Below are 13737 nucleotides of genomic sequence, written 5' to 3' on the forward strand. Positions count from 1 at the left end.
GTGGCGGCCGCGCCGGCCAGCGTGGCGGCACCGGCCGGCCTGCCGGCCACCGCGTCGCCGTCCGCTGGGCCGGGGTCCGCGCCCGCGACAGCAGCGGCCAGTTCACCGACGACCGAGCCGGTCGGTGCCGCGGCAGCCATCGCGGCACCACCGGCCCAGGCCTTGCGCGCGCTGGTGCAATGCCATGCGGCCAACAGCTGCCGCGTGTCCAGCCGCGAGGGCCTGGATGAGCATTTCGAGATCGTCGCCGCGCTGACGCAGCAGCTGGATCGCCTCGCCGCCCAGGGCAGCCCGGCCGAGCAGGCGGCGTGGGCGCGCGAGCTGCTGGGCTTTCCCGACGGCCATGTGCAGGCCGCCGCACTGGCACTGGCGGCCCGGCTGCCACCGTCCGCCGAAACCGCCTCGGCGGCGGTTGCGGCGCTGGGCAAGACCTACGACGCCGTGCTGCTCGGCAAGGCCTACCCCGTGCTGCAGCAGTGGCAGCAACTGGGTCTGACGAGCGGCTACGACGACATGTTCGTGGGCTTGGTGCACACCGGCGGCTGGCAGGCCGCGCAGTCGGCGGCCGAGAACGTCGGACCTTTCCTGAACGCGGGCAACGTCGGCCGCTTCGAGCAGGTGGCCCGCCAGCTGCAGCCCGGCGCGCGCCAGCAGGCACTGCTGCGCTCGCTGCGCGACTACCAGCTGCAGCGCCAGGGCGGCTGACGCCGCAAGGCGGTGTCGTCCGACAGCGCGCACCGGCCGAACTCCCATACTGGGCCGATGCGCTTCGAGGACTATTACCAGACCCTGGGCGTCAATGCCGATGCCGACGCGGCCGCGATCAAGCAGGCCTACCGGCGCCAGGCTCGCCTGTTGCATCCGGACGTGAACCAGTCGGTGGACGCGCATGCGTCCATGGCCCGCATCAACGAAGCCTACGAAGCGCTGTCGGACCCGCAGCGCCGTGCCGCCTATGACGGCGTGCGCCGTCGCCACCGCGAGCTGCAGGCGGCCACCGTTGCCGCCCCACCGGCCGACCACACGGCGAGTGACCTGCCCAGCGACTGGAAGCAGGGCTTCCAGTACGAAGGCGCGCCCACCGCGGGGCGCTCGGGCGAGGGCTTCAGCGACTTCTTCACCGGCATGTTCGGCCGTGCCGCCAAGCCGGAGCCCGCCGATGCCAAGCCCGAGCGCGGCGCCGACGAGCATGTCAAGCTGACGATCAACGCGGCGGAAGCGGTGGACGGCGCCGTGCGCGCCGTCACGCTGCGCACGCTGGCGCCGGACGACAAAGGGCACCGGGCCGTCGTCACGCGCAACCTGCAGGTCAAGATCCCCAAGGGCATACGGGCCGGGCAGCACATCCGCGTGCCCGAGCAAGGCGCTGCCGGCCGTGGCGGTGCCGTCGCGGGCGACCTGTATCTGGAGATCCAGTTCAAGGACAGCCCGCGCGAGCAGAGCCGCGACGTGCACGAGCCGCTGCCACTGGCCCCCTGGGAGGCGGCGCTGGGCGGCGACGTGACGACCACGACACCCGCCGGGCCCGTCAGCGTGACCGTGCCGCCGGACACGCCGCATGGCAAGCGCCTGCGCCTGAAGGGGCGCGGCCTGCCCGGCGAGCTGGGTGGCGACATGGTGCTGGAGGTGGCGGTGGTGTTGCCGCCGTCCACGCTGCCCGGCGCGCGTGCCGTCTACGAGACCATGGCCACCGCGCTGGGCCGGGAGTTCCAGCCCCGCGCCGGCAAGCGTTGAGAGGCCCACGATGAACGACGAACCGGTGCTCGTGGGGGTCGTCATCGACGAGCAGACGCTCAGCCTGGACGAGCTCGCCTGCGCCTGTGGCGTCAGCGCGGCTTGGCTGCACCAGCGGCTGGAGGCTGGCCTGCTGGGCTGCTGCGGCGGCGAAGGCGCGGACCGGCGCTTCGCCAGCCCGCAGCTGAGCCGCGCCCGCCGCCTGCTGGCCATCGAACAGGATTTCGACGCCAACCAGGAGCTGGCCGCGCTGGTGGTCGACCTGCTCGACGAGATCCACAAGCTGCGCGCCGGCCGTTAGCGGGCAGATGTTGAGAAATCAACAGTTGCTGTTGCGCAAGCAGCAGCCTGTTGATTGGCAAACACCTCCTGCCCGCCGCGGTTCAGCCCCGGTGGTGCCGTCGTTTTCATAGGAGAAATGGCGCCTTCTGGCGCTGCCGAAGGCACCCGGCACAGCGCTTGCGATGAGAGCACCTGACATGACAGGTCAGCCCCCCCGCTCTCCATGAACTCGCTCGCCCTCGCTGACGCCCCGCTGCACCACGGCCCCGCCGCCGTGCGGCTGTACAGCCGCATCCGCGAGGACATCCGCGCCCGCATCGTCAGCGGCGCCTGGCAGCCGCACGACCGCCTGCCGTCCGAGAGCGAGCTGATGGGCCTGTACGGCGTCAGCCGCATCACCGTGCGCCAGGCGCTGTCGGACTTGCAGAAGGAGCGCGTCATCTTCAAGGTGCCGGGCAAGGGCAGCTTCGTGTCTCCGCCCAAGCCCTTCCAGGAGCTGGGCCGGCTGCAGGGCTTTGCCGAGGCCATGGGCGCGTTGGGCCATGACACCTACAACCGTGTGCTGGCCGTGGCCACGGTGCCTGCGACTGAAGAAGTCGCCCAGCGCCTGCTGCTCACGGCCGGCGAACTCGTCACCGAAATCCGTCGCGTGCGCCATGTCGGCTCGCAGCCCGTGTCGCTGGACCTGACCTGGCTGCCGTTCGCGCTGGGCCAGCGCGTCGCCCGCGAGGACCTGGCCGTGCGCGACATCTTCGGCATCCTTGAAGCCGATTGCGCGTCGCCGCTGGGCCACGCCGACCTCGTCGTCGATGCGCTGCTGGCCGACGCCGAACAGGCCGCGCTGCTGGCCGTCGAGCGCGGCGCGCCGCTGCTGCACATCGAACGCCTGACCCACGGCCGCGACGGCCGGCCGCTCGACTACGAGCACCTGTACTGCCGCGCCGACAACTTCCAGTACCGGCTGCGCCTCCAACGCAGCCCGCATCTCACATGAACCTCATAGAAACCGAAGTCGACGTCCTCGTCATCGGCGGCGGCACCGCCGGCCCGATGGCGGCCGTCAAGGCCAAGCAGGCCAACCCCGCGTTGCGCGTGCTGCTGCTGGAGAAGGCCAACGTCAAGCGCAGCGGCGCCATCAGCATGGGCATGGACGGCCTCAACAACGCCGTGCTGCCCGGCCACGCGACGCCCGAGCAGTACGTGCGCGAGATCACCGTCGCCAACGACGGCATTGTCAACCAGAAGGCCGTCATGGCCTACGCCGCCAACAGCCACGCGATGGTCGAGGAGCTGGACCGCTGGGGCGTCAAGTTCGAGAAGGACGAGACCGGCGACTACGCGGTCAAGAAGGTCCACCACATGGGCAGCTACGTGCTGCCGATGCCGGAAGGCCACGACATCAAGAAGGTGCTGTACCGACAGCTCAAGCGCACGCGCGTCGAGATCACCAACCGCCTCGTCGCCACGCGCCTGCTGACGTACGAGGGACGCATCGCCGGCGCGATGGCCTTCGACTGCCGCACCGCCGACTTCCACGTCATCCGCGCCAAGAGCGTGGTGCTTTCCTGCGGCGCCGCCGGGCGCCTGGGCCTGCCCGCCAGCGGCTACCTGTTCGGCACCTACGAGAACCCCACCAACGCGGGCGACGGCTACTCGATGGCCTATCACGCCGGGGCAGAGCTGTCGGGCATCGAGTGCTTCCAGATCAACCCGCTGATCAAGGACTACAACGGCCCCGCCTGCGCCTATGTGACCGGCCCGTTCGGCGGCTACACGACCAACGCGCAGGGCCAGCGCTTCATCGAGTGCGACTACTGGTCGGGCCAGATGATGTGGGAGTTCTACCGCGAACTGCAGGGCGGCAACGGCCCGGTGTTCCTGAAACTGGATCACCTCGCCGAGGAAACGATCTCGCAGATCGAGACCATCCTGCACACCAACGAGCGGCCCAGTCGCGGCCGCTTCCACGCCGGCCGCGGCACGGACTACCGCGAGCGCATGGTCGAGATGCACATCTCCGAGATCGGCCTGTGCAGCGGCCACTCGGCCTCGGGCGTGTGGGTCAACGAGCACGCGCAGACGACGGTGGCCGGCCTGCACGCCGCCGGCGACATGGCCAGCGTGCCGCACAACTACATGCTCGGTGCTTTCGTCTACGGCAAGCTGGCCGGCGAGAGCAGCGCGGCCTTCTGCGCGGCGAACGACTTCGCGCCCGTGGATGCCGGGCAAGTTGAAGCCGAGCGTCAACGTGTCCAGGCGCCGCTGCTGCGTGACAAGGGCCTGCCGCCCAACCAGGTCGAATTCAAGCTGCGCCGCATGGTCAACGACTACCTGCAGCCGCCCAAGGTCACGAAGAAGATGGAGATCGGGCTGGAGCGCTTCGAGTCCATCCGCGAGGACCTCGACCAGCTGCAGGCACGCGACCCGCACGAGCTGATGCGGGCGATGGAAGTGCACTTCATCCGCGATTGCGCCGAGATGGCCGCACGCGCGTCGCTGTTCCGCACCGAGAGCCGCTGGGGCCTGTACCACGCGCGGGTCGACTACCCCGAGCGCAACGACGCCGACTGGTTCGTCCACGCGCAACTGCACAAGGGCGCCGACGGCCGCATGGCCTGCTTCAAGCGCGCCATCGAGCCCTACATCGTTCCCATCGCCCAGGCCGACAGCTCGGCCTACGCACGGCTGCGCATTCCCGCTGACCCGGTCGCTGCCTGAGAGGACTGCCATGACCATGACCCAACCCATCCGCCCGCAGGCGCTGACGCCCAGCCAGGTGCCCGTCACCGTCGACGCCGACAAGTGCATCGCCCACAAGGGCTGCACCGTCTGCGTGGATGTCTGCCCGCTCGACGTGCTGGCCATCGACCTCAGCAAGGGCACGGCCTACATGAAGTTCGACGAGTGCTGGTACTGCATGCCCTGCGAGAAGGACTGCCCGACCGGTGCCGTCCATGTCGAGATTCCCTACCTGCTGCGCTGACCTCCACCACCATGAAAAAGCTGACTCTTCTTGCGCTGTCCCTGGCGTTCACGGGCATCGTCAATGCCGAGACCATCCGCGTCGCCATCGGCACGCAGGACACGACGATCAACTGCGCCACCGGCGGCCTGTTGATCCGCGAACTCAAGCTGCTGGAAAAGTACCTGCCCAGGGACGGCAAGTACAAGGGCGCCACCTACGACATCCAGTGGAAGAACTTCACCTCCGGCGCGCCGTTGACCAACGAGATGGTGGCCGACAAGCTGGACATCGGCTCCATGGCCGACTTCCCCGGCTCCAACAACGGCGCTGCCTTCCTGAAGGCCGGCAAGCAGAGCCTCTTCCTGACCGTGCTGTCGGGCAGCACGCTGGGCAGCGGCAACGGCGTCGTCGTGCCCAGGCAGTCGACGATCACGTCGCTGTCCGAGCTGAAGGGCCGCACGATCTCCGTGCCGTTCGCGTCCACGTCGCACGGCATGCTGCTGCGCGCCATCGCGTCGCAGGGCTGGGACCCGCAGAAGGACGTCAACATCATCACGCAGGCGCCCGAGGTCGCCGGCCCGGCTCTGCAGGCCAACAAGATCGAGGCGCACGCCGACTTCGTGCCCTTCGTCGAGCTGTTCGAGCACCGCGGCATCGCCCGCAAGATCTACGACGGCGCGCAGGCCAATGCGCCGACGTATCACGGCTCCCTGGTGGCCGCCGACTACGCGAAGAAGTACCCCGAGATCGTCGTCGCCTTCCTGCGCGCGGCGCTGGAGGCCGACAAGCTCATCGCCGCTGAGCCCGAGAAGTACAGCGAGCTGATCGAGAAGGTCACCGGCATCGAGGCCGCGGTGAACTACCTGTATCACGGGCCGCTGGGCCTGCAGACGCGCGACAACACCTGGAAGCCCGAGTACCGCAAGGCGCTGGCCACGTCCATCGAGACGCTGAAGCTGATGGGCCGCGAGTCGCCGCTGAAGGCCGAGACCTTCATCGACGACAGCTACATCCGCGCCGCGTTCAAGGCGTCCGGCATCGACTACGAAGCCAGGCTGAGGAACTACGACAAGCTGCCGCTGAAGGCCAACGACGCCGTGACCGGCAAGCCCATCACCGACTTCCAGCGTGTCGCCGGCATCTGGCTGGCCGGTGAGCCCAAGGTGCGCCACTACGCCACCATCGAGGGCGCGCTGGCCGACCTGCGCAAGCTGGAGGGCGAGGGCAAGAAGGCGCGCGGCGTCTATGTGCATGACCTCGTGCATCGCATCAAGCTGCTGGCGGCCAACGCGTCGTTCGTGGCCGACGCGAACGGCCAGCTGAGTGCCTTCCTGCAGAAGGATGCCGCCAACGCCTACGCCGCGGCTGTCAAGGGCAAGGCGCTGGATTTCGCCGGCGCGCAGGCCGCCGCCAAGGCCGTGCGCTGACGAGGCCGGCATGAGCGCCGTCCTCCCCGCCACCGCGCCGCCGCGGCGCGAGTCCCGCCCGGCCCGGCGCCTGCCGCTGGCCCGGTTGTCGCTGCAGCTGCTGTCCTTGCTGGGCTGCCTGCTGCTGTGGCAGCTGGCTTGCGCCTATCGCGTCAACCTCGGCTTCGTCACCTTCGCCAACACGCCGCGGCCAGCCGAGGTGCTGGAGGCGGCGCTGCAGCTGGCGCAGTCCCCCAAGCTGTGGCCGCACCTTTCGAGCAGCCTCATCCGCGTCGGCGCCGGCTTCGGCCTCGCGGCCGTGCTTGGCGTCATCCTCGGCCTGCTGATCGGCCGCCTGCCCCTGGCCAACAAGCTGCTGCTGCCACCGCTCGAAGTGCTGCGCCCCATCCCCGCCGTCGCGTGGATTCCCCTGTCGATCCTGATGTTCCCGTCGTCCGAGGGCAGCATGATCTTCATCACCTTCGTCGGTGCGCTGTTCCCCATCCTGCTGAACACCATCCACGGTGTCGAAGCCGTCGACGTGCGCCTCATCGCGTCGGCAAGAGGACTGGGCACAAGAGGTTGGCGCCTCTTCACCGAGGTCATCGCGCCGGGTGCGGCGCCCAGCATCGTCACCGGCCTGTCCATCGGCATGGGCACCTGCTGGTTCTGCCTCGTCACCGCCGAAATGATCGCCGGCCAGTACGGCATCGGCTACTACACCTGGGAGAGCTACACGGTGCAGGCCTATCCCAACATCGTCGTCGGCATGCTGGTCATCGGCGCGTTGGGCATGGGCAGCAGCGCCCTCATCACCTGGGCCGGTGCCCGGTTGATGCCCTGGCAAGGAGGCAAGCGATGAGCAGCGGACGTGTCCACGTGGAACACCTGTCCATCGCGCTCGGTGAAGGCCCCGCGCGCTTCGAGGTGCTGCGCGACCTGTCGGTCACCATCGAGCCTGGCGAGTTCGTCTGCCTGCTGGGGCCCTCGGGCTGCGGCAAGTCGACGCTGCTGGGCGCCCTGGCTGGGCACCTGTCGCCCTCGCAGGGCCGCGTGAGCCTGGACGGCGAGGTCATCACCGGCCCCGACCCCGACCGTGGCCTGGTCTTCCAGCAGCACACGCTGTTCCCGTGGAAGACCGTGCTCGACAACGTCGGCTATGGCCTGAAGATGAAGGGCGTGGCGCGCGCCGAGCGCGAGCAGCGCGCGGCCGAGCTGCTGCAGCTCGTGGGCCTGCAAGGCTTCGAGCACCGCTACCCGCGCGAGCTGTCCGGCGGCATGCAGCAGCGCGTGGAGATCGCCCGCGTGCTCATCAACCACCCGCGCGTGCTGCTGATGGACGAACCCTTCGGCGCGCTGGATGCACTCACGCGCAGCCGCATGCAGGAGATGCTGCTGGCGCTGTGGACGCGCATGCGCACGACCGTCGTGTTCGTCACGCACGACATCGACGAAGCCCTCTTCCTCGCCGACCGCGTGCTCGTCATCGGCCCGCGTCCGGGCCGCATCGTCGAGGAGTTGAAGCTGGACTTCACCCGTCCGCGCAGCGCGGCGCTGTTGACCGAGCCCGCCTTCGTGCAGCTCAAGCGTCGCTGCCTCGCGCTACTGCGCCAGGACGGCCATGCGCCGCCGCTGGAACGCCTGTCGCCCCTCGGCCCGCCGCAATGGCGATTTGCCACCTGATGCCCATGACCGAACTGATGGATCCCGAAGTGCAAGACCTGCTGCAACGCCTGGCCGACCCCGACGCCGGTGTGCGTCGCGTGGCCGTGCTGGACTTTGCCGACGTCGAGGACGAGGCCGTGCTGCCCGCGCTGGCGGGCGTGCTGCTGAATGACGCCGAGCCCACGCTGCGCGCCGAGGCTGCACGCGCGCTGGCCGGCTGGGACGAGCCCGCCGTTGTCGATGCGCTGGCCGCCGCCTTGAGCGACACGACCGAGGTCTCGGCCGCCGCCGCCCAGTCGCTGACCGAGCTGAAAGACCCGCGCTCCGGCGAACGCCTGCTGGCCCACGCCGCGTCGCCCGACGCCTTCATCAGCGCCTCGGCCCTGCGCGCGCTGCGCGAGCTGCGCGTGCCCGCCGCCGCCACGCCCGCGCTGGCGGCCCTGCAGCACGCCGACGCCAGCGTGCGCCGTGAGGCCGTCGCCGTGCTGGGCTGGCTCAAACACGCGCCGGCGCTGCCGCTGCTGACCCGCGTCGTCATCGCCGATGCCGACACCGAAGTCCGCCGCGCCGCCGCCGGCGCACTGGGCCTGGCTGCACCCGAGCAAGTGCCCACCGTGCAGGCCGCGTTGTGCAAGGCCTTGCAAGACCCCGCCTGGACCATCCGCGAGGAAGCCGCGTCCACGCTCGGCAAGCTGCGCGCCACGGCCGCGGCCAGCGCGCTCCGCGCGGCCATGGACGACGACTACTGGCAGGTGCGCCTGCGCGCCGCCCGGGCGCTGGGCCGCATCGCCGACGCACAGGCCGTGCCCGTGCTGAGCCAGGCCCTCATGCACCCCGCCGGCAACCTGCGCAAGGAGGCGGCCATCGCGCTGGGCGACATCGGCGACGCGCGCGCCGTGCCCGTGCTTCAAGCCGCTGCCGCCGATCCCGACCCCGAGGTCCGCAAGGCGGTGCGGCTGTCGCTGCAACGCCTGGGCGCACCCACCGGCGTGGACCGATGAACGTCCTGCCCGAGGCTGTCGAGCTGACGCCCGCATCGCTGCGGCTGCGCTGGCCGGACGGCGACACCGAACTCCCCGCCGCCCGCCTGCGCGCCGCTTGCCGCTGCGGCGGGTGCCGTGCAGGCCGCCACCGCAGCGACGACGTCGCCGTGCAGCTGACCGACGCCCGGCCCGTGGGCCAGTACGCGCTGCAACTCGTCTTCAGCGACGGCCACGACCGGGGCATCTATCCTTGGGTCTGGCTGCGGGAGCTGGCGGAACGCCGGGCGTTCGGCACGGTCAGCCAGGCTGGGGTGAAGGATGTTTCTAGCGTTGGATGGGGCGGGTGACCTGCAGGCGCAGGTGCTGCGGGCCTTGAAGCAGGGCATACAGGACGGGCGCCTGGCGGCAGGCTCCCGCCTGCCATCGACCCGGGATCTGGCGGCGAAGCTGGGTGTCTCGCGCAACACGGTCATCGCCGCCTATGAATCGTTGTGCGCCGAGCAGTTCGCCGTGGCGAAGTCGGGTTCGGGGACGCGTGTCGCTGCCCGCCCGCCGCGGCTGCAGGCGACGCCGCCGCCCCTGCCCGTGGAAGCGCAAAGCCGCTATGCCGGCCGGGTGAGGGCCCTGCCGCCGATCACGCTGGAGAAGCGCGAAGAGGGGCTGCGCTGGAACCTGCAGTACGGCGAGCCCATCGTGGACGTCGCCCTCTTCACCATCTGGCGGCGGGCGCTGATCCACGCCGCGCAGCGAACCGGTGCCCATGGCGCGCCGGCCCAGGGCCTGCTGGAGCTGCGCAGCCAGATTGCCGAGCACCTCGGCGTCTACCGCGGCATCCGTTGCACGGCCGCCGACGTCGTGATCGTCAATGGCACGCAGCAGGCCATCTCGCTGGCCGCGCGCATCCTCGTCGATGAAGGGGAGACGGTGGTGCTGGAGGAGCCGCACTACCAACTGGCGACGCAGGCCTTCACGGCCCATGGCGCGGTGGTGCAGCATGTGCCGGTGGACGACGAGGGCATCGTGGTCGACGCCATGCCCGGCGAAGGCGTCAAGCTGGCCTATGTGACGCCCTCGCACCAGTTCCCGTCGGGGCGCGTGATGTCGCTGCAGCGCCGAGTCGCCATGCTGGAGCGCGCCGCCGTGCAGGGCTTCTGGATCCTGGAGGACGACTACGACGGCGAGTTCAAGTTCGACGGCCGTCCGCCGCCCGCGCTGCACTCGCTGGACAGGCATGGCCGGGTGCTCTACGTCGGCACGTTCACGAAGACGCTGCTGCCGTCCATCCGGCTGGGCTACATGATCGCGCCCGAGCCGGTGCGCCGTGACCTGATCAGGGCCAAGATGCTGGCGGACATGCGCTGCAGCGCGGTGGAGCAGGCGGCGGTGGCCAGGCTGATCTCCAGCGGCGCCTACGTCCGCCACCTGAAGCGCGCCACCGTCGAGCTGAAGAAGCGCCGGCAGGCGCTGCTGTCCGGACTGCAGGCCCACTGCGGGGCCCTCGTCCAGATCGACGACGGCGGTGGAGGCATGCACCTGATCTGCTGGTTGCCCCAGCTCAGCTACGCCCAGCTGGCCACGCTGATCGCGGTCGCCACCGCGCGAGGCCTGGGCCTGCATGAGGTGGAGCATCACTACACGAAGAAGCCGCGCTGCCCGGGGCTGCTGATGGGCTTTGCCGCGCTGTCGGTCGCGCAGATCAACGCGGCCACCGCGATGCTGGGCGAGTGCCTGGCCGACGTGGTGGGCGGTGCTGCACTGAAGCAGCACCAGGCCTGATCCGCCGCGGCCCGGGAGCGGCGTGAAGCTGCCATCGGCTTCATTTGGCTCCAAGTGAGTGCTTTGAAAGTGGCTCTATCCGCGATGTAGGGGGCGTCTGAGACTGGCTGCGTCATCACTGTTTGAGACGGCCGACAGCCATGAAACACCAACTCCAACCCATCGCCCTGCTGGTTCGCGGCCTCTCCGCCGTCACGCTGTGCTCCAGCGCCTGGGCACAGACCCCGGACACGCCGGGACAGCAGCTCGAGCGGGTGCTCGTGACCGGCTCATCCATCAAGCGCGTGGACTCCGAGACCGCGCTGCCCGTGCAGGTCATCACCAAGGCCGACATCGCGCGCACGGGCGCCACCAGCACCGAGCAGCTGCTGGCGTCGATCTCGGCGGCCTCGGGCATGGGCTCGACCACCAACGCGATGGGCGCCGGCTCGTCCACGGGTGGCCTGTCCTCCGTGTCGCTGCGCGGCCTGACCGCCGACCGCACGCTGGTGCTCGTCAACGGCCGGCGCCTCGCGCCCTTCCCGGGTGGCGCCCAGGCCTCGGTGAACGTCAACACCATCCCGCTGGCCGCCATCGAGCGCGTGGAAATCCTGAAGGACGGCGCTTCGGGCGTCTATGGCAGCGACGCGGTGGCCGGTGTCGTCAACTTCATCCTCACCAAGTCCTTCGACGGCGTGCAGGTGGGCGTGTCGGCCGGCGCCCCGACGCGCGACGGCGGTGGCAAGAACAAGAAGGCGTCCATCGTCGCCGGCTTTGGCGACCTCGATGCCGACCGCTTCAGCGTCGTCGCATCCGCCGCCTACGAAAAGGAAGACGCGTTGTACGGCCGCGAGCGGGATTTCGCCCGCAGCGGCAACGTGCCACCGTTCTACACGAACGGCGCCACGGGCCAGGGCAATATCGAAGGCGCCTGGATCCCCGGCAAGACGCTGCAGGAGGTGGAGGGCACGCCGGGCTACCGCTTCTTCCGCTCGCCCAACAGCAGCTACGGCAGCCCGGTGGACTGCACGACCATCGGCATGTTCAAGCGCGCCAGCGGTGGCTACCAGGGTGCCCCGGTCTGCTCCTTCGACAGCGCGCCGTACGTGGGCCTGGTCCCCACCCGGGAGCTGAAGAACCTCACCGCCAACCTGACCTGGCGGGCCACGGAGAACCTCGAGGTGTTCGCCGACCTGCTGTGGGGCCAGAGCAAGATCACGCAGAGCTTCCAGTCCAGCCCCATCCGCGCCTCCTTCCTGGAGACCGACGATCTGTTCGGCCAGCGCCATGTCGACCCGGCCCTGTTGCTGCTGCCCGGCAACCCCAACTACCCGACGGCCTATCTGCAGTCGCGCGGCTTCACCGACCTCATCGGCAAGCCCCTGGCCGTCACGGTGCGCGAATCGGCGCTGGGCAGCCGCATCAACCGCGACACCAGCACGCAGGCCCGCATCACGCTGGGCGCCAACGGCCATGTCGGCGAGCACGACTACGAGCTGGCCGCGTCGCACAACGAAAGCAAGCTCAAGGGGCAGGCCGTCAACGGCTATTTCTCGCAGGTGGGCTATGCGGCCGTCATCAACGACCCCGCCAACAACAACCTCTGGAACCCCTGGGCACCGGCCGGCCAGCAATCGCAGCCGCTGGTCGACAAGCTCAAGGCGACGGCCTACACCGGGCAGACCTTGAACGGCCTGGCCAAGACCGACGTGGTGGACGGCAAGGTGACCGGCCCGGCCTTCACGCTGCCCGCTGGTGCCGCCCAGTACGCGCTCGGCTTCCAGTACCGCAAGGAGGCCTACAAGACCGACCCGTCCGCCGCGCTCTTCAGCGGCGACATCGCCGGCCTGGGCGGCTCGGTGGCGCCCATCGACCGCTCGCGCAACGTGAAGGCGCTGTTCGGGGAGTTGAGCGTGCCGGTGTTCAAGTCCCTGGAGGCGTCGCTCGAGGTCCGCAGCGACCGCTACAACGACGTGGGCTCGTCCACCAACCACAAGGGCAGCCTGCGCTGGCGCGCGGCACCCGGTCTCGTGCTGCGCGCCTCGGCGGGCACGGGCTTTCGGGCGCCGACCCTCGTCGACCTGTGGACGCCGCAGACCCTGGGCTCCTCGGAGCAGTTCGACGACCCCGCGACGGGCCAGACCGACCTGCAGGTCAATGCGCTGTCGGGCGGCAACCCCGCGCTGAAGCCGGAGAAGTCGCGCCAGAGCCAGGTGGGCTTCGTGCTGTCCCCCATCCGCCAGTTCTCGGCCACCGTCGACTTCTTCCAGATCCGCCTCAAGGACATCATCAACACGCCCTCCGCCCAGGAGGTGGTCTCGGGCTTCCGGCGCGGCGACCCGGCCTATGCCGGTCTCGTCAGGGTGAGCCAGGCCAACGAGATCCAGCAGATCACCACGGCCCTGACCAATGCCGGCGACGCCAAGCTGTCCGGCATCGACGTGGACCTGCTCTGGCGCGACACCTATGCGTTCGGGCGGCTGGACGTGAACCTCGTCGGCACCTACATGAGCAAGTTCGACGAGGCCAGCGCAGGCGGCTTCCTGTCGCACAAGGTGGGCACGACCGTCGAGAGCGACGGCTCGCCCGTGCTGGGGGCCAATGGCGGCGGCGTCGTGCTGCGCTGGAAGCACGCATTGAGCGCGACCTGGACGCAGGGACCTTGGTCCGCCACGCTGGTGCAGAACTTCTACACGGGCTATCGCGACGGCGACGACCTGAACGGCGACGCCCACCGGGTGCCCAGCCAGGCTCTGTACGACGCGCAAGTCAGCTGGAAGGGCTGGCGCGGCCTGCAGCTGACGCTGGGCGTCAAGAACCTGTTCGACAAGGCGCCGCCGACCTATATTTTCGTCAGCAACCAGTTCCAGTACGGCTACGACGTGTCGCTGTACGACCCGCGCGGCAGGCTTGCCTATGTCAACGCGTCGTACCGTTTCTGAAGGCT

General features: G+C 69.7%; 12 protein-coding genes and 1 pseudogene. All 13 read left to right on the top strand.

Features of this window, described 5'->3' with window-relative positions; all coding sequences use genetic code 11:
• Positions 1–705 (top strand): annotated as a pseudogene (locus AC1D29_RS28540) (hypothetical protein); the annotation flags it as partial.
• Between the two features lie 57 nt (positions 706–762).
• The gene (locus AC1D29_RS28545) at positions 763–1734 is read left to right on the top strand and encodes a DnaJ C-terminal domain-containing protein (RefSeq protein WP_477903981.1); all 972 of its coding nucleotides are present in this window, start codon (positions 763–765) and stop codon (positions 1732–1734) included.
• Positions 1735–1744: 10 nt separating this feature from the next.
• Positions 1745–2035 (top strand): chaperone modulator CbpM, encoded by a 291-nt coding sequence (locus tag AC1D29_RS28550; protein ID WP_477903983.1) that lies wholly within the window; start codon positions 1745–1747, stop codon positions 2033–2035.
• A gap of 204 nt (positions 2036–2239) precedes the next feature.
• A complete protein-coding gene (locus tag AC1D29_RS28555; protein WP_477903985.1) occupies positions 2240–3010 on the top strand; it encodes a GntR family transcriptional regulator in 771 nt (256 codons plus the stop codon).
• Positions 3007–4734 (top strand): fumarate reductase/succinate dehydrogenase flavoprotein subunit, encoded by a 1728-nt coding sequence (locus AC1D29_RS28560; RefSeq protein WP_477903987.1) that lies wholly within the window; start codon positions 3007–3009, stop codon positions 4732–4734. The genes AC1D29_RS28555 and AC1D29_RS28560 overlap by 4 nt, the downstream gene beginning before the upstream one ends.
• 10 nt (positions 4735–4744) lie before the next feature.
• Entirely contained in the window at positions 4745–4999 is a 255-nt protein-coding gene (locus AC1D29_RS28565; protein ID WP_477903989.1) for a 4Fe-4S dicluster domain-containing protein, read from the top strand.
• An 11-nt stretch (positions 5000–5010) separates the two neighbouring features.
• The gene (locus AC1D29_RS28570; protein WP_477903991.1) at positions 5011–6408 is read left to right on the top strand and encodes an ABC transporter substrate-binding protein; all 1398 of its coding nucleotides are present in this window, start codon (positions 5011–5013) and stop codon (positions 6406–6408) included.
• Between the two features lie 10 nt (positions 6409–6418).
• Positions 6419–7249: an ABC transporter permease gene (locus tag AC1D29_RS28575; RefSeq protein WP_477903993.1), complete on the top strand. Its 831-nt coding sequence runs from the start codon at positions 6419–6421 to the stop codon at positions 7247–7249.
• Entirely contained in the window at positions 7246–8070 is an 825-nt protein-coding gene (locus AC1D29_RS28580) for an ABC transporter ATP-binding protein (protein WP_477903995.1), read from the top strand. Before AC1D29_RS28575 ends, AC1D29_RS28580 begins: the two co-directional genes overlap by 4 nt.
• Before the next feature lie 5 nt (positions 8071–8075).
• Positions 8076–9053, top strand: coding sequence for a HEAT repeat domain-containing protein (locus AC1D29_RS28585; protein WP_477903997.1), 978 nt, complete (start codon positions 8076–8078; stop codon positions 9051–9053).
• Positions 9050–9382, top strand: coding sequence for a gamma-butyrobetaine hydroxylase-like domain-containing protein (locus AC1D29_RS28590; RefSeq protein ID WP_477903999.1), 333 nt, complete (start codon positions 9050–9052; stop codon positions 9380–9382). Before AC1D29_RS28585 ends, AC1D29_RS28590 begins: the two co-directional genes overlap by 4 nt.
• The gene (gene pdxR, locus AC1D29_RS28595) at positions 9354–10811 is read left to right on the top strand and encodes a MocR-like pyridoxine biosynthesis transcription factor PdxR (RefSeq protein WP_477904001.1); all 1458 of its coding nucleotides are present in this window, start codon (positions 9354–9356) and stop codon (positions 10809–10811) included. The genes AC1D29_RS28590 and pdxR overlap by 29 nt, the downstream gene beginning before the upstream one ends.
• 140 nt (positions 10812–10951) lie before the next feature.
• Positions 10952–13732, top strand: coding sequence for a TonB-dependent receptor (locus tag AC1D29_RS28600; protein ID WP_477904003.1), 2781 nt, complete (start codon positions 10952–10954; stop codon positions 13730–13732).
• The last annotated feature ends 5 nt before the right edge of the window (positions 13733–13737 follow it).

It is taken from the genome of Roseateles sp. P1_C6, assembly GCF_056406315.1.